This window comes from Klebsiella sp. K47 (assembly GCF_051858335.1).
In the GTDB taxonomy this organism is placed as follows: domain Bacteria; phylum Pseudomonadota; class Gammaproteobacteria; order Enterobacterales; family Enterobacteriaceae; genus Klebsiella; species Klebsiella pneumoniae.
In genome coordinates this window covers 1-16,424 of the sequence record NZ_JBPYUI010000024.1, presented here as the reverse complement: position 1 = coordinate 16,424, position 16,424 = coordinate 1, and the positions used below count along the sequence as shown (strand labels likewise).

The 16,424-nt window shown below is 58.9% G+C and carries 13 protein-coding genes and 1 other annotated feature; of the genes, 5 read left to right on the top strand and 8 right to left on the bottom strand.

Annotated features, from left to right (window positions below):
• Positions 1-89 precede the first annotated feature (89 nt).
• The 3 genes from copA (at position 90) to ybaK (ending at position 4,199) form a co-directional block, all read left to right on the top strand.
• Positions 90-2,591: a copper-exporting P-type ATPase CopA gene (copA, locus tag RRF55_RS20580; RefSeq protein WP_032421659.1), complete on the top strand. Its 2,502-nt coding sequence runs from the start codon at positions 90-92 to the stop codon at positions 2,589-2,591.
• Between the two features lie 131 nt (positions 2,592-2,722).
• Entirely contained in the window at positions 2,723-3,517 is a 795-nt protein-coding gene (locus RRF55_RS20575) for a TraB/GumN family protein (protein WP_004151327.1), read from the top strand.
• Between the two features lie 202 nt (positions 3,518-3,719).
• Positions 3,720-4,199, top strand: coding sequence for a Cys-tRNA(Pro)/Cys-tRNA(Cys) deacylase YbaK (ybaK, locus tag RRF55_RS20570; protein WP_002892205.1), 480 nt, complete (start codon positions 3,720-3,722; stop codon positions 4,197-4,199).
• A gap of 105 nt (positions 4,200-4,304) precedes the next feature.
• On the opposite strand, the gene ushA is transcribed toward ybaK, so the two are convergent.
• Positions 4,305-5,957 carry a bifunctional UDP-sugar hydrolase/5'-nucleotidase UshA gene (gene ushA, locus RRF55_RS20565; protein ID WP_004191627.1) on the bottom strand — a complete coding sequence of 551 codons (1,653 nt, stop codon included), beginning with the start codon at positions 5,955-5,957 and terminating at the stop codon, positions 4,305-4,307.
• 269 nt (positions 5,958-6,226) lie between these two features.
• On the opposite strand from ushA, the gene RRF55_RS20560 reads away from it, so the two are divergent.
• Complete coding sequence (locus RRF55_RS20560) at positions 6,227-7,447, top strand: MFS transporter (RefSeq protein ID WP_040217364.1); 1,221 nt, start codon at positions 6,227-6,229, stop codon at positions 7,445-7,447.
• A gap of 225 nt (positions 7,448-7,672) precedes the next feature.
• Positions 7,673-9,349, top strand: coding sequence for a YbaL family putative K(+) efflux transporter (ybaL, locus tag RRF55_RS20555; protein WP_002892195.1), 1,677 nt, complete (start codon positions 7,673-7,675; stop codon positions 9,347-9,349).
• A gap of 35 nt (positions 9,350-9,384) precedes the next feature.
• Here ybaL and RRF55_RS20550 read toward each other — a convergent pair whose 3' ends face one another.
• The 7 genes from RRF55_RS20550 to RRF55_RS20520 form a co-directional block, all read right to left on the bottom strand.
• Entirely contained in the window at positions 9,385-10,689 is a 1,305-nt protein-coding gene (locus tag RRF55_RS20550; RefSeq protein ID WP_002892192.1) for an inosine/guanosine kinase, read from the bottom strand.
• 63 nt (positions 10,690-10,752) lie between these two features.
• A complete protein-coding gene (hemH, locus tag RRF55_RS20545) occupies positions 10,753-11,715 on the bottom strand; it encodes a ferrochelatase (protein ID WP_002892189.1) in 963 nt (320 codons plus the stop codon).
• A gap of 128 nt (positions 11,716-11,843) precedes the next feature.
• Entirely contained in the window at positions 11,844-12,488 is a 645-nt protein-coding gene (gene adk / locus RRF55_RS20540) for an adenylate kinase (RefSeq protein WP_002892184.1), read from the bottom strand.
• 222 nt (positions 12,489-12,710) lie between these two features.
• Positions 12,711-14,585, bottom strand: a complete 1,875-nt coding sequence (gene htpG / locus RRF55_RS20535; protein ID WP_004177228.1) for a molecular chaperone HtpG — start codon at positions 14,583-14,585, stop codon at positions 12,711-12,713.
• Positions 14,586-14,696: 111 nt separating this feature from the next.
• Positions 14,697-15,302: a recombination mediator RecR gene (recR, locus tag RRF55_RS20530; RefSeq protein ID WP_002892177.1), complete on the bottom strand. Its 606-nt coding sequence runs from the start codon at positions 15,300-15,302 to the stop codon at positions 14,697-14,699.
• Positions 15,302-15,634 (bottom strand): YbaB/EbfC family nucleoid-associated protein, encoded by a 333-nt coding sequence (locus tag RRF55_RS20525; protein ID WP_002892173.1) that lies wholly within the window; start codon positions 15,632-15,634, stop codon positions 15,302-15,304. Before RRF55_RS20525 ends, recR begins: the two co-directional genes overlap by 1 nt.
• Before the next feature lie 57 nt (positions 15,635-15,691).
• Positions 15,692-16,424: DNA polymerase III subunit gamma/tau C-terminal domain-containing protein (locus tag RRF55_RS20520; protein WP_439419163.1), on the bottom strand; the 733-nt coding region annotated here is incomplete at its 5' end.
• Positions 16,295-16,359, bottom strand: a sequence feature (DnaX frameshifting element). (Overlaps the previous gene by 65 nt.)

Sequence of the window (16,424 nt, the reverse complement as noted above, 5' to 3'; positions counted from 1 at the left end):
CCCCTTGCTGGAAGGTTTAACCTTCTTAATACTCGATGAAAGAGTGGGTCTGGTCAATCGTTGACCGGAAAATTATTCAGGAGTTATTTATGTCTAACACTATCGACCTGACGCTGGATGGCCTCTCCTGCGGCCACTGCGTCAAACGCGTGAAAGAGAGTCTGGAGCAGCGTCCTGACGTTGAGCAAGCGGAAGTAACCCTCACTGAAGCCCATGTGACGGGCAGCGCCAGCGCGCAAGCGCTGATTGATACCGTTAAACAAGCCGGATACGGCGCGGAGCTCAGCCACCCAAAGGCTAAACCGCTGGCAGAATCATCAATCCCGTCGGAAGCACTGACAGCGGCCACTCCTGAGCTTCCGGCAGCCCATGACGAAGATGACAGTCAACAGCTGCTGATCAACGGCATGAGCTGCGCCAGCTGCGTCTCCCGGGTACAAAACGCGCTTGCCGCGGTGCCGGGCGTCTCACAGGCGCGGGTTAACCTGGCGGAACGCACGGCGCTAGTGATGGGCAGTGCGTCCGCCGCAGAATTAGTGCAGGCGGTGGAGAAAGCCGGCTATGGCGCGGAGGCGATCGAAGACGATCTGCAACGCCGCGAACGCCAACAGGAAACCGCCCTCGCGACGATGAAACGTTTTCGCTGGCAGGCGATTGTCGCCCTGCTGGTCGGCGTGCCGGTGATGGTCTGGGGCATGATCGGCGATAACATGATGGTCAGCGACGACAACCGTTCGCTGTGGCTGGTTATCGGCCTTGTCACCCTCGCCGTCATGGTCTTCGCCGGCGACCACTTCTACCGCAGCGCGTGGAAAAGCCTGAAAAACGGCACCGCCACCATGGATACGCTGGTGGCGCTCGGCACCGGCGTCGCCTGGCTGTACTCGATGAGCGTCAACCTGTGGCCGCAGTGGTTCCCGATGGAAGCCCGCCATCTCTATTACGAAGCCAGCGCGATGATTATCGGCCTGATTAACCTCGGCCATATGCTGGAGGCCCGCGCGCGTCAGCGCTCCTCGAAAGCTCTGGAAAAACTGCTCGACCTGACGCCGCCTTCGGCGCGGGTCGTCACGCCCGAGGGCGAGAAAGATCTGCCGCTCGCGGAAGTTCAGGCCGGCATGACGCTGCGCCTGACTACCGGCGACCGCGTCCCGGTCGACGGCATGATAAGCCAGGGCGAAGCCTGGTTTGATGAAGCGATGCTCACCGGCGAACCGGTGCCGCAGCAAAAAGGCGATGGCGACGCCATTCACGCCGGGACCGTGGTGCAGGATGGCAGCGTGCTGTTTACCGCCAGCGCCGTCGGCAGCCAGACCACGCTGGCAAGAATTATCCGCATGGTGCGCCAGGCGCAGAGCAGCAAACCGGAGATCGGCCAGCTGGCGGATAAAATCTCCGCCGTATTTGTTCCGGCGGTGGTCGTCATTGCGCTGATCAGCGCTGCGATCTGGTACTTCTTCGGCCCGGCGCCGCAGATCGTCTATACCCTGGTCATTGCCACCACAGTACTGATTATCGCCTGTCCGTGCGCCTTAGGCCTGGCGACGCCGATGTCGATTATCTCCGGCGTTGGCCGGGCGGCGGAGTACGGCGTGCTGGTGCGCGATGCCGATGCGCTGCAGCGCGCCAGTGAACTCGACACCCTGGTTTTCGATAAAACCGGCACCCTGACCGAAGGCAAGCCGCAGGTGGTGGCGGTGAAAACTTTCGCTGGCGTTGATGAGCATACCGCGCTGCGTCTTGCCGCCGCGCTGGAGCAGGGCTCAAGCCATCCGCTGGCGCGAGCGATCCTTGATAAAGCTGCCGACGGCCCATTGCCGGAAGTCAGCGGCTTCCGCACCCTGCGCGGCCTTGGCGTCAGCGGCGAGGCGGAAGGTCATCGTCTGCTGCTCGGTAACCAGGCGCTGCTCAACGAGCAGCATATCAATACCGCCGAGGTGGAAAGCGAGATGACAGCCCAGGCCTCACGCGGCGCCACACCGGTGCTGCTGGCGGTGGATGGTCAGGCCGCCGCGCTGTTCGCCATCCGCGACCCGCTGCGCGAAGACAGCGTCGACGCCCTGGCGCGTTTGCATCGGCAGGGCTACCGGCTGGTGATGCTTACCGGGGATAACCCCACCACCGCGAAGGCTATCGCCAAAGAAGCCGGCATTGATGAAGTGATCGCCGGCGTGCTGCCGGACGGTAAAGCCGATGCCATTAAGCGTCTGCAGAGCCAGGGGCACAAAGTGGCGATGGTTGGCGATGGGATTAACGACGCCCCGGCGCTGGCCCAGGCGGATGTCGGGATCGCCATGGGCGGCGGCAGCGATGTCGCTATTGAAACCGCGGCGATCACCCTGATGCGCCATAGTCTTCACGGCGTGGCCGATGCACTGGCGATTTCGAAAGCAACGTTACGCAATATGAAGCAGAACCTGCTGGGCGCGTTTGTCTACAACTCGCTGGGTATCCCGATTGCCGCCGGGATCCTCTGGCCGCTGACCGGCACCCTGCTCAACCCGGTGGTCGCCGGCGCGGCGATGGCGCTGTCGTCGATCACCGTGGTGAGTAACGCCAACCGCCTGCTGCGCTTTAAACCAAAAGAGTAAACGCCGTCAGATGAAACGGGCGCCGACGTTGTTCGGCGCCCGTTTTTTTGCCGGGACAAGAAAAGCCCGCCGGAAGGGTGACGTGTATCACCATATGCGCTAGCATGAAGTCCTCACACTTCGGAGCGCGTATGGGCCTGTTAAACCGGATAAAAATGCTGTGGCGAGCCGCCGTCGGCTCGTCTTATTCCTGGCCTGCGATGGATATCGTCCTGCCCGGCGAACGCTATTTGCACCTCGTCGGCAGTATCCATATGGGCACCCGCGACATGGCGCCGCCGCCGGCAAAGCTTCTGAAAAAAATACGCCAGGCCGATGCGTTAATCGTCGAGGCCGATATCAGCGGCAATGAAACCCCGTTTAGCAATCTCCCCACTTACCCACCGCTGGCGGAACGCCTGAGCGATGCGCAGCTGAGCGAGCTAGAGGCGCGAGCCGGCGAGCTGGGCCTGTCGGTCGGGCTGTTCGACAGCCAGCCGCTGTGGCAGGTGGCGATGGTCCTGCAGGCCACCCAGGCGCAGAAGCTGGGGCTGCGACCGGATTACGGCATCGATTATCAGTTGCTGATGGCCGCCCGCGAGAGCAACATAGCGGTGATGGAGCTGGAAGGCGCCGACAGCCAAATCGCGCTGCTGCGCGATCTGCCCGACGGGGGGATGGCGCTGCTGGAGGATACGCTAACCCACTGGCGCACCAACGCCCGTTTACTGCAGGTCATGATCGGCTGGTGGCTGGAGCAACCGCCGTCGCGGGGCGCGGTATCGCTGCCGACGACCTTTAGCCAGTCTTTATATGATGTGCTGATGCACCAGCGCAACCTCGCCTGGCGCGAGACGCTGCTGGCCTTGCCGCCGGGGCGCTACGTGGTTGCCGTCGGCGCGCTGCACCTGTATGGCGAAGGGAATCTGCCGGATATGCTGACATAAAAAAAATGGCCAATATTGCTATTGGCCCGTCAAAGAGGAATTTCATCATTATTATTATCCCGGGATTTGCATCCCGGATCGTCTGATTGTCGCTCAAAGTGACCATCACTGCCAACACTATTGCGCAAGATGGTACTATTTTTTAGACAACCTGCGGGCGTATTCTGACGTCACGCAAAACCGGTTGGTAAGAAGGATAGCTATGACTCCCGCCGTTAAATTACTCGAAAAAAACAAAATTTCCTTTCAGATCCACAGTTACGATCACGATCCCAATGAGACCAACTTCGGAGATGAAGTGGTGCGCAAGCTCGGCCTCAATGCCGACCAGGTTTACAAGACCTTGCTGGTCGCCGTGAACGGCGATATGAAGCATCTGGCGGTGGCCGTCACTCCGGTCGCCGGGCAGCTGGATTTGAAGAAAGTGGCGAAAGCGCTGGGCGCTAAGAAAGTCGACATGGCCGACCCGATGGTGGCGCAGCGTATCACCGGCTATCTGGTGGGCGGCATCAGTCCGCTGGGGCAGAAGAAGCGCCTGCCGACGGTGATTGACGCCCCGGCGCAGGAATTTGCCACCATCTATATTTCCGGCGGCAAACGCGGGCTGGATATTGAGCTGGCGGCCAGCGATCTGGCGCAGCTTCTCGATGCGAAGTTCGCCGATATCGCCCGCCGCGATTGATAAAACGATCCCGGATAGCGGCGCACGCGCCTTATCCGGGATACCCAACTTGTAGCCCCGGTAAGCGTAGCGCCACCGGGGAAATAGCCAACCTGAAGCCCAGGCTTACTGCCAGCTCACCTCGCCTTTCGGCTCATAGGCGGCGGCATCCAGCGGCGAGTTCTTCTCGATATACTCTTTCAGCACTTCGGCATCGATAAAGCCGGTATTCACATACCCGGGTTTATCGGCGATGTTCGGATAGCCATCGCCGCCGGTGGCGTTAAAGCTCAGCGTCGCCATCCGATAGGTCTTCGCCGGATCCACCGGTTCGCCTTTGATTTTCAGATCGTTCAGCTTACCGTCTTTGGCCACGAAACTGACGTTGGCAAACTGCGGATAAGCGCCGGAATCCGGCTTCATCTGCGCGACGGCGGTCAGGTAATCCACTACCTCCTTGCCGCTCATATCGACATAGGTCAGCACATTGCCGAACGGCTGGACCTTCATCACATCTTTGTAGGTGATATCCCCCGCCTCAATGGAGTCGCGGATCCCGCCGCCGCTCATCACCGCGAAATCCGCGTTGCTGCGCGCCATTTGCGCCGCCAGCAGCAGGTGGCCCATATTGGTCTGCACAAAGCGCACTTTACTGCGGTCGCCCTCCAGATGACCATTCACGCTGCCGATTTTGACCTGCAGCTGCGCCTTGCCTTTGTTCTGGAACGGCGTCAGCAGCGACATCATCTGCGGGTTCTCGGCGATCTGCGGCGTATACAGCACCCGCTCGCTTTGGCCGTTATCGTAAGTCACTTTTTTCTTCAGGTTGACCGGGATCAGCTGATAGTGCACCAGCTTCATCTCGCCGTTGCGGAACTCAAAATCGGCGCGGCCGACGTATTTGCCCCACTCATGCGCCTGGACGATCCAGATGCCGTTCTGACGATCCGGAGCGCACGGGGTGCCTGGCACATAATCGACCTGCTTTTTATTTTCCGCCGCCATGCATACCGGATCCTGCGAGTGACCGCCGACGATCATCGCCAGCGATCCCGCAGGTAAACTCCGCGCCATTTCAACATCGCCCGGCGCATTAGAGCCGTGGTTGCCATTGTCGTAATGGCCCATATGGGTGGTGGCCAGGATCACGTCCGGCTTTTCATTCTGCTGCAGCTCCTGGATAACCAGCTTCGCCTCTTCCGCCGGTTTGCGGAATTCAATATCGGTGAAATATTCCGGATTGCCAATCTTGGCCGTATCGTCGGTGGTTAAGCCAATCACCGCGATTTTCAGCCCACCGCGCTTAAACAACGCCCAGGGTTTGAACAGCCGTTCGCCGGTGCTTTTCTGATAAATATTGGCCGACAGGAACGGGAACTTAGCCCACTTTTCCTGCTGGCGCAGTACGCTCAGCGGATTATCGAATTCATGGTTTCCCACCGCCATCGCGTCGTAGCCGATGAGGTTCATGCCGCGAAAATCGGGCTCTGCATCCTGTAAATCAGACTCCGGTACGCCGGTATTAATATCGCCGCCGGATAACAGCAGGACGCTTCCCCCTTCCGCCGCCACCTCTTTCCGGATGCCATCGACCAGCGTTTTCTGCGCCGCCAGGCCATATTCGCCGTAGTCATTGCGCCAGAAATGGCCGTGGTGATCGTTGGTGTGCAGGATGGTAATTTTATAGGTTTTATCCTGCTCATAGGCCTGTGCCGACAGGCTGCCCAGCGATAAAGCGGCGAATAACGCCAGCGCTACGCTGTGTTTGAAATAATGCATGCTTCACTCCCTGACTTAATCCCAAGTGCCGAAAGTATAGCGAGTTAGTCGCGTTGACAAATATGTTTTCAGAATTGCGACTTCCTTCAAACCTTATCAGCAGGTATGTTAGTCGGATAATAATTCTACCTGCATCCTCTATACGCCTTCGCGTTGTATGGCATTGCGTCAGCCCGTTCGTCATATTTCCCATGCAGTAGCCGGGAAAATCAGGGCAGTCGCCATGGCGGACAAAAGACGAAAGCTATATAAAAAAGTGACGTGAACCTATGGCAATCAATCAGACCGCTCAACCCTTGTCCGGCCCCGCTGCGCCGCCGCAAAAAGCACGCACCTCGTTTGGCATCTTAGGCGCGATCAGCCTGTCCCATTTGCTTAACGATATGATCCAGTCGCTTATTCTCGCTATCTACCCGCTGCTGCAGGCGGAGTTCTCCCTTACCTTCGTGCAGATCGGCATGATCACCCTGACCTTCCAGCTCACCTCATCGCTATTCCAGCCGGTGATTGGCTACATCACCGATAAACGCTCGATGCCGTGGTCGCTGCCGGTGGGCATGTGCTTCACCCTCTGCGGTTTGATTCTCCTCGCGCTGGCCGGTAGCTTCGGCATGGTGCTGCTGGCCGCCGCGCTGGTGGGTACCGGATCCTCGGTTTTCCATCCGGAATCGTCCCGCGTAGCGCGAATGGCCTCCGGCGGCCGTCACGGCCTGGCCCAGTCGCTGTTCCAGGTGGGCGGCAACTTCGGCAGCTCGCTTGGCCCATTGCTGGCGGCGGTGATCATCGCCCCGTACGGCAAAGGCAACGTCGCCTGGTTCGTGCTGGCCGCTCTGTTGGCTATTGTCGTGCTGTCGCAAATCAGCCGCTGGTATGCCGCGCAGCATCGAATGAATAAGGGCAAACCGAAACCGGCCATCGTTAATCCGCTGCCGCGCAAGAAGGTTATTCTGGCGGTAGGCATTCTGCTGGTGCTGATTTTCTCGAAATATTTCTATATGGCGAGCATTAGCAGCTATTACACCTTTTATCTGATGCATAAATTCGGCTTAACGGTGCAAAACGCCCAGCTTCATCTGTTTGCCTTCCTGTTCGCAGTGGCTGCCGGGACGGTAATTGGCGGGCCTGTTGGCGATAAAATTGGGCGTAAATATGTGATTTGGGGTTCTATCCTCGGCGTAGCGCCTTTCACCCTTGTTTTACCCTACGCCAGCCTTGAATGGACGGGGATTTTAACGGTGATCATTGGTTTTATCCTCGCCTCGGCCTTTTCCGCTATTCTGGTCTATGCGCAGGAACTGCTGCCGGGACGCATCGGCATGGTTTCTGGCCTGTTTTTCGGCTTCGCCTTTGGCATGGGCGGCCTTGGCGCCGCGGTGTTAGGCCTGCTGGCGGACCATACCAGCATCGATCTGGTTTATAAAATCTGCGCCTTCCTGCCGCTGCTGGGATTCCTGACGATATTCCTTCCTGATAACCGGCAAAAAGCCTGATTAATCGGCGGCCAAAGTGCAACCCTGGCCGCCGTTAACCCTTGTGTCATCAGCCTGTTCCACGATTTCCCCCCGCCATTTTCCCTTCTGTGCCTTTTGGCCGGTTAATTCCATTTTTTTGCACAATTCAAGAATTATTCATAAACAAAGTGAACGTTTTTGTCATAAACTATTACCCGGACAGGGTAGCAAAATGGACCGATACACCACTGGAAAGGAGACGGAATGCACCACGCAACACCGCTTATCACCACCATTGTCGGCGGCCTCGTGCTCGCCTTTATTCTCGGCATGATTGCCAATAAGCTACGTATTTCTCCTCTGGTGGGATATCTCTTAGCGGGCGTGCTGGCCGGACCTTTCACCCCTGGCTTTGTTGCTGACACCAAACTGGCTCCGGAACTGGCGGAACTTGGCGTCATTCTGCTGATGTTCGGCGTCGGGCTGCATTTCTCACTTAAAGACCTGATGGCGGTAAAATCGATCGCCATCCCCGGGGCTATCGCCCAGATAGCCGTGGCGACGCTGCTGGGTATGGCGCTCTCCGCCGCCCTCGGCTGGTCGCTGATGACCGGCATCGTCTTTGGCCTGTGCCTCTCCACCGCCAGTACCGTAGTGCTGCTGCGCGCGCTGGAGGAACGACAACTGATTGACAGCCAGCGCGGGCAAATCGCCATCGGCTGGCTGATTGTGGAAGACCTGGTGATGGTCCTGACGCTGGTCCTGCTGCCGGCGATTGCCGGTATGGCGGAGAAAGGCAACGTCGGCTTCGCGTCCCTGGCCCTCGACCTCGGGATCACCATTGGCAAAGTGGTGGCCTTTATCGCCATTATGATGCTGGTCGGCCGCCGGCTGGTGCCGTGGATCATGTCGCGCAGCGCCGCCACCGGCTCACGCGAGCTGTTCACTCTGTCGGTGCTGGCCCTGGCGCTGGGCATCGCCTTCGGCGCCGTGGAGCTGTTTGATGTCTCTTTTGCCCTCGGCGCCTTCTTTGCCGGCATGGTGCTTAACGAATCCGAGCTCAGCCACCGCGCCGCCCATGACACCCTGCCGCTGCGCGACGCCTTCGCGGTGCTGTTCTTCGTCTCCGTCGGCATGCTGTTTGACCCGATGGTGCTGGTCCAACAGCCGCTGGCGGTGCTGGCGACGCTGGCGATTATTATCTTTGGTAAATCCGCAGCCGCCTTTTTCCTTGTGCGGATGTTTGGTCACTCGCCGCGCACCGCGCTGACCATCGCCGCCAGCCTGGCGCAGATTGGCGAGTTTGCCTTTATTCTCGCCGGCCTGGGAATGGCGCTTAACCTGCTGCCGCAGGCCGGACAAAATCTGGTGCTGGCCGGGGCGATCATCTCAATTATGCTCAACCCGGTGCTGTTTACCCTGCTGGAAAAATATCTCGATAAAACCGAAACCCTCGACGAGCAGACGCTGGAAGAGGTCCTGGAAGACGAGAAGCAGGTGCCGGTCGATATCTGCAACCACGCGCTGTTGGTCGGCTTCGGCCGCGTCGGCAGCCTGCTGGGCGAGAAGCTGATGGCCCAGGGGATCCCGCTGGTGGTGGTTGAAACCTCGCGCACCCGCGTGGATGAGCTACGCGAGCGCGGGATCAGCGCGGTGCTCGGCAATGCCGCCAATGAAGAGATCATGGAGCTGGCGCATCTCGATTGCGCCCGCTGGCTGCTGCTGACAATCCCTAACGGCTACGAGGCCGGAGAGATTGTCGCTTCCGCACGGGAAAAATGTCCGAATATCGAGATTATCGCCCGCGCCCATTATGATGACGAAGTGGACTACATTATCGATCGCGGAGCCAATCAGGTGGTGATGGGCGAACGGGAAATTGCCCGCGCCATGCTGCGGCTTCTGGAAACGCCACCGGCCGGCGAAGTGGTCACCGGCTGATGTACTGCCCTCTCCCCGCCGGGAGAGGGACGCGCTTACCGATCCCAGTACGCCTCTTCCAGGCTGTCCTCACGCTCCGGCAGGCCGCGAGTTAAACGCGGCGAGTGCTGGTTCAGCACCTGATAGCTCACGCGGTTGGCATATTTACACACCTGCGCCAGCGAGGAGTAGGTCAGCCATTTGCATTTGTGCTTGCTGGAGTTGGGGACGTTATTGCGGTGGTAGTTATTGGCGGTGATGTCATGCAGCAGCGCCGCCAGCGCGCCGTCGCCTGCGCCGTTGGTGTTCATGATCTTCTCGGGGCCGCCCATATAGGGAGCGATATGGGAATATATGCGCAGCGGATTAACGCAATCCTGGTGACGCATCGCGCGGCTGAATTCAAACTGGTTAAACTCCGGGATCGCCCCCGGCAGCAGCGGATGCTGGGTTTTCCGCTTCGCCTCTTCTTCGGTGAAGCCCGCCATATACAGGCCCGCCGGGCCGGCGGTGCACAGCACCAGGTCGACCCAGTCCAGCGCCTTATTCGCCGCTGACAGCGGATCGGCAAAGCCGGTCAGCGCTTCCCCTTCCTCTTCGTTCATTGCCAGAATAGAGACATGCTCCTGCAGGAACTCCTGCCACCACGCCGGGTTATCGGCAATCACGTATTTGGTTCCGAGGGTTAACACCACCGGCACATCGTGCTTTTTGGCATACTCAATAGCCTTCATCGTGGCGTCCGGCATCGGCTCGCCCGGCTTGCAGCGGACCAGGTAAGAGGTCAGCACCAGCGCCGAGGCGCCGGCGATCACCGCTTCCGGAATGCTTTCGGGACGCAGCTTGTTCATGTGGCCCGGGCTGATGGCGAAGGTGCGCTCGCCGCTGTCACCGATCAGGGTAAAGCAGCGGCCAATGGCGCCGTCGACGCCCTGCAGATAGTTCAGATCGGTGCGGCTGGAGGTATTGCACAGGTAACGATAGGCGTAGCCGCCGATTTCGATATTGCTGCACATCACGCCAAGCAGCACCGAGCGATCGTCCGCCAGCACCGAGTAGTTGTGCATGGTATTGCCGATGGTGCCGCCGGCAAACTGATGGGTAATGAGATTGTTGCGCACCAGCTCCTGGTACAGCGCCTCGGCGACGTCATCTTCAATCACCAGCGAATGGCCCGCGCTCAGGCCGTAGCGCACGATAAACGCCTCATCCACTTTCGCTTCGATATCCACCAGCGTCTGGTCGATACCGACCACCCAGGAGACGCTGGATTCATTCTCCGGCTGAATTTGCTGCAGCAGCGGATCGCGGGCGTTAACGGGAAAATAGTGTTTAGATTTGCGTTTACCGGGAAATTTCATAGTGGCGCTTAAATAACAGGGAACAAGCGGGAAATAGTAGCATATTCCCCGCCCTGCGCGCGATCAGCGATAAGGCGCCGTCAGATTGACCATCATCTCAATATGCGCTGCGTCCGCATTAAGCGCCGGAATATATTCATATTGCTTGCCGCCTGCTTCGAGGAATATTTCCCGGTTCTGGACGGCGATTTCTTCCAGCGTTTCGAGACAGTCGGCGGCAAACCCCGGGCACAGCACCTGAATATGCTTCGTCCCTTTCTCGCCGAGCATCTTTAGCGTTTCATCGGTGTACGGCGTCAGCCAGGGTTCCCGGCCAAAGCGCGACTGGAAAGTCATCATCACCCGCTCCGGCGGCAGCCCCAGCGCGGAAACCAGTTCCCGCGTCGTATCGCGACAGCGCTGAGGATAATCATCGCCCTGGTTGGCATAGCGCTGCGGGATCCCATGATAGGAGAGCAGCAGCAGATCCGGTTCCCCATGGACAGCGAAGGAAGCGCGCACGCTGGCCGCCAGCGCATGGATATAGTCCGGATGTTCGGCATAGTCGCGAATAAACGAGATACCCGGAATGGCGCGCTTTTTCGCCAGAATCCGCGCCAGTTCGTCCCAGACGGCGGCCACCGTCGAGCAGGAATATTGCGGATACAGCGGCAGCACCACGATGTGCTCCACCCCCTGCGCCAGTAAGTCATCCACCGCGCTGGCCAGTGACGGTGAACCATAGCTCATGCCCAGCGCCACCGGGGTATCCGGCAGCCTGGCAGCCAGCGCCTGCTGCTGGCGACGACTATACACCATCAGCGGCGATCCCTCTTCCATCCACACGGACTGATAGAGCTTCGCCACACGCGGGGAGCGAATCGGCAGTATGACGCCGCGCAGCAGCGGCCACCATAGCAGACGAGACGTATCCACCACCCGTTTGTCGCTGAGGAATTGTCGCAGATAGCGCTTCACCGCCCCGGGGGTGGGCGCATCGGGAGTGCCTAAATTGGCCAGCAAGATACCTGTTTTCGTCTGATGCATTACCGCCTCTTAACCATTTGAATCGCAGCCAATTGTAGCTGAAATGGCGCTAAACGGAACCAATCATAGCAAAAGGTAGAAATGAGAGGAGTTCTCATCCTGCCGCAGCAGGATGAGAAAAGGCTTTATCAGCCGAGGATTTTTTCCAGTTCGGCGCGCACGTCAGCTACCGCTTTGGTGCCGTCGACTTTGGCGTATTTGGTGTTGCCCGCCTGCGCTTCTTTGGTGTAGTAGCCGATCAGCGGCGCTGTCATCTGATGGTATTCTACCAGACGCTTACGCACGGTCTCTTCCTGATCGTCTTTACGGGTGGTCAGCTCTTCGCCGGTCACGTCGTCTTTGCCTTCCACCTTCGGCGGATTGAATTTGATGTGGTATACGCGACCGGATGCCGCATGGACGCGACGGCCAACGATGCGGTCGACGATCAGTTCGTCCGGCACGTCGAATTCCAGCACGTAATCAACGGTAATGCCCGCCTCTTTCATGGCGTCAGCCTGCGGAATGGTCCGCGGGAAGCCGTCCAGCAGGAAGCCGTTACGGCAATCTTCCTGGGCGATACGCTCTTTCACCAGCGCGATGACCAGCTCATCGGTCACCAGCTTGCCTGCGTCCATAATGTCTTTCGCTTGCTTACCGAGCTCAGAGCCGGATTTTACCGCCGCGCGCAGCATATCGCCGGTGGAGATTTGCGGAATACCGTATTTCTCCATGATGAACTGAGCCTGAGTTCCTTTACCCGCGCCCGGAGCGCCAAGCAGAATAATACGCATTACGAAAATCCCCTCAAAAGTCGATTCAATTTTTCAAAAACGCTAAACCATACCACCAGAACGGCGATGGCTCAAGGAAGGCGGTGCGGCTGAAACGGTTAATGGTGAGATATTTTATGCAATCCAATGTGAAATGCCCCGCCTGAGCACATCGCTCAGACGGGGCATTTATCCCGTTCCCGGCGTCGCGTCGCTCGGCCGGGCTACTCGTTCAGGTTCGCGTCAGGAAGCCAGCAGCTGGTTCATACGGCGGATAAACTGGTTCGGATCTTCCAGCGTGCCGCGCTCGGCCAGCAGCGCCTGATCCAGCAGCAGTTCCACCCATTCGCCGAACTGCGCGTCGTCCTGGGTATCGGCCGCGCGTTTCACCAGCTGATGCGCCGGGTTCAGTTCGAAGATGTATTTCACTTCCGGCGCCGCCTGGCCCGCTGCCGCGAACAGCTTCGCCATCTGCGTGCTCATCTCGTCGGCGTCGGTAGTGACAATCGCCGGGGTGTCGGTCAGACGATGGGTCAGACGCACCTCTTTCACCCGGTCGCCAAGCAGGTTTTTCACCCGCTCAACGAACGGCTCCAGCGCTTTTTCGGCTTCTTTGGTGGACTCGTCTACTTCATCCGCCAGCTTGTCCAGCGACTCGTCGGCTTTAGCGACAGACTGGAACGCTTTGCCGTCGAACTCGGTCAGGTAGCTCATCATCCACTCGTCGATGCGATCGGAGAGCAGCAGCACTTCGATCCCTTTCTTACGCAGCAGCTCGAGGTGCGGGCTGCTCTTCGCCGCCGCATAGCTGTCGGCTGTGATGTAGTAGATCTTCTCCTGACCTTCTTTCATGCGTGAGACATACTCTTCCAGCGATACGGTCTGCGCGGAGGAGTCGGTATGGGTGGTTGCGAAACGCAGCAGTTTGGCGATCGCTTCCTGGTTGCTCGGATCTTCCGCCGGGCCCTCTTTCAGCACCAGGCCGAACTGTTTCCAGAAGGTTTGGTATTTTTCAGCGTCGTCTTTCGCCAGCTTATCCAGCATCTGCAGCGCGCGTTTGGTCAGCGCGGTGCGCAGGTTGCGGGTCACGCTGCTGTCCTGCAGGATTTCACGGGAGACGTTCAGCGGCAGATCGTTGGAATCGATCAGGCCGCGCACGAAGCGCAGGTAGTTCGGCATAAACTGCTCGGCGTCGTCCATGATGAACACACGCTGGACGTACAGCTTCAGGCCGTGTTTATGATCGCGGTTCCACATATCCCACGGCGCCTGCGACGGGATATACAGCAGGCTGGTGTACTCCTGCTTACCTTCCACGCGGTTGTGGCTCCAGGTCAGCGGGTCGCTGTAGTCGTGAGCGATATGCTTATAAAACTCTTTGTATTCGTCGTCGTTAACTTCGGATTTGCTGCGGGTCCACAGGGCCTGCGCCTTGTTGATTTTTTCCCACGAAATCACGGTTTCGCCGTCTTTCTCTTCCCGTTTTTCAATCTCAACCGGCAGCGCGATATGGTCGGAATACTTGCTGATGATAGAGCGCACGCGCCAGTCGTTGAGGAAATCATCTTCGCCTTCGCGCAGATGCAGGGTGATTTCGGTGCCGCGATCGGCTTTGGTGATATCAGCTACGGTATATTCGCCTTCGCCGGCGGATTCCCAGAACACGCCGTTTTCCGGCTTGTCGCCCGCCGCACGGGTACGCACGGTCACTTTGTCCGCCACGATGAAGGCCGAATAGAAGCCGACGCCGAACTGACCGATCAGCTGGCTATCCTTAGCCTGGTCAGAACCCATCGATTCGAGGAACGCTTTGGTGCCGGATTTGGCGATGGTGCCGAGATGGTCGATAACCTCTTCCCGGTTCATACCGATACCGTTATCGGCGATGGTCAGGGTGCGGTTGTCTTTATCAAACGAAACCCGCACGCGCAGCTCGCCGTCTCCCTCATACAAATCCGGCTGCGACAGCGCGCGGAAACGCAGCTTATCGGCCGCATCAGAGGCGTTGGAAATCAGCTCACGCAGAAAGATTTCTTTGTTGGAATAGAGGGAATGGATCATCAGGTGCAGAAGCTGCTTTACTTCTGACTGAAAACCACGAGTTTCTTGTCCTTTCATCTGATTCAACCTCAACAATGCCATTTTAAATGGGTAAAAAACCGTTGAGTGGGAGATGGGGACAGCGGGGAAATTTTTCAAGCGGAGGCGGCAAAGGCCGCCTCCATTTGTTCAGAAAGTAATCTTGTGGCGACCGGCCAGGGAGTGGGACAGCGTGGTGCCGTCGACCATCTCCAGCTCGCCGCCCACCGGCACGCCGTGGGCGATTCGGCTGGCGTCGACGCCATACTGCGCGCACAGCTCCGCGATGTAGTTGGCCGTCGCCTCGCCCTCAACGGTCGGGTTGGTGGCGAGGATCACCTCGGTGATCGACTCCGCCTCCAGCCGTTGCTCCAGGCGATCGAGCCCGATGTCATCAGGCCCGATGCCGTCGAGCGGCGACAGGTGCCCCATCAGCACGAAGTAGCGGCCGGAATACTGCCCGGTCTGCTCAATGGCATAGATGTCCGCCGGACTCTCTACCACACAGATCTGGCCGTTTTCCTGGCGACGCGGGTTGCTGCAGATATTGCACACCTCCTGCTCGGTGAAGGTGCGGCAATCGGCGCAGTGGCCGATCTCCGACATCGCACGCGTCAGCGCCTGCGCCAGGCGCATCCCGCCGCTGCGATCGCGCTGCAGCAGGGTAAACGCCATGCGCTGCGCTGACTTCGGGCCGACGCCCGGCAGACAGCGCAGCGCTTCCATAAGCTGAGTTAACAGCGGGCTGGTTTGCATCAGAACGGCATCTTGAAGCCTGGCGGCAGTTGCATACCGGCAGAAACGGAAGCCATCTTCTCTTTCTGGGTCTCTTCGATACGGCGCGCGGCGTCGTTGAACGCGGCAGCCACCAGATCTTCGAGCATCTCTTTGTCGTCTTCCAGCAGGCTTGGGTCGATCTCCACACGGCGGCAGTTGTGCGCGCCGTTAATGGTCACTTTCACCAGACCCGCGCCGGATTCGCCGGTTACTTCCAGCTGAGCGATCTCTTCCTGCATCTTCTGCATTTTTTCTTGCATCTGCTGGGCCTGCTTCATCAGGTTACCCAGGCCGCCTTTTCCACCAAACATAGGCTTCTCTCTCAGTCAGTCATCGTTAAAGGTACTGAATGCCAGTCAGACTGGCATTCAAATGGGGCGAATACTCTCTTCATCCAGATCGGCGTCGAAGAAACGACGCAGGGTCTGAATGTTATTATCCGCGATAATGGCTTCGCGCGCCTGCGCGAGCTTCTCTTCATAAATAGCCTGCCGCCACTCCAGCGGCGTACGCATCGCGGGATTATCGTCTTCCACGATGGTCAATTCAACCGGCGTACCGTACAACACCCCCAGCGCTTCAGCCAGCTTTTGCTGCGCGCTGGCGGAATTGAGGTGGCGCTGGCTGGGACGCAGATGCAGACAGACGCGGCTGCCCTCCTGCTCTTTCCACGCGTTGAGCGCCACCTGCTCGACCAGCTTCGGTACCGCCAGCTGGCTCACTTCCGCCGCCCAGCTGTCGCGCTCGACCGCTTCTTCGGCGAGCTTGGCCGCCAGCTCCGGCGTCTTCTCATGCTCCAGCGCCTTTTTCAGCGCTTTGGGCGTGGCGACTTCGACTTTGCTCTCTTCCACCACCGTCGTCGCCTTCCAGCGATAGGCCTCTTTCTTCGCCGGGGCCTGCTCCAGCGCGGCCGCGGCCGGACGAGCCTGGACGCGCTCGGTAATCGAACTCAGTCGCTCCAGCGCAGCGTTATTCACCGGCCGCGCGCGGGAAGCGGCTGCCGGTTCACTCTTTTTTGGGGTGGTTGCTCCCTGACTGCGCTGCAGGTGGCTGCGGGCCGCCAGCACCTGGCTGGTGGTCGGCGGCCAACTCTGCGGCGAC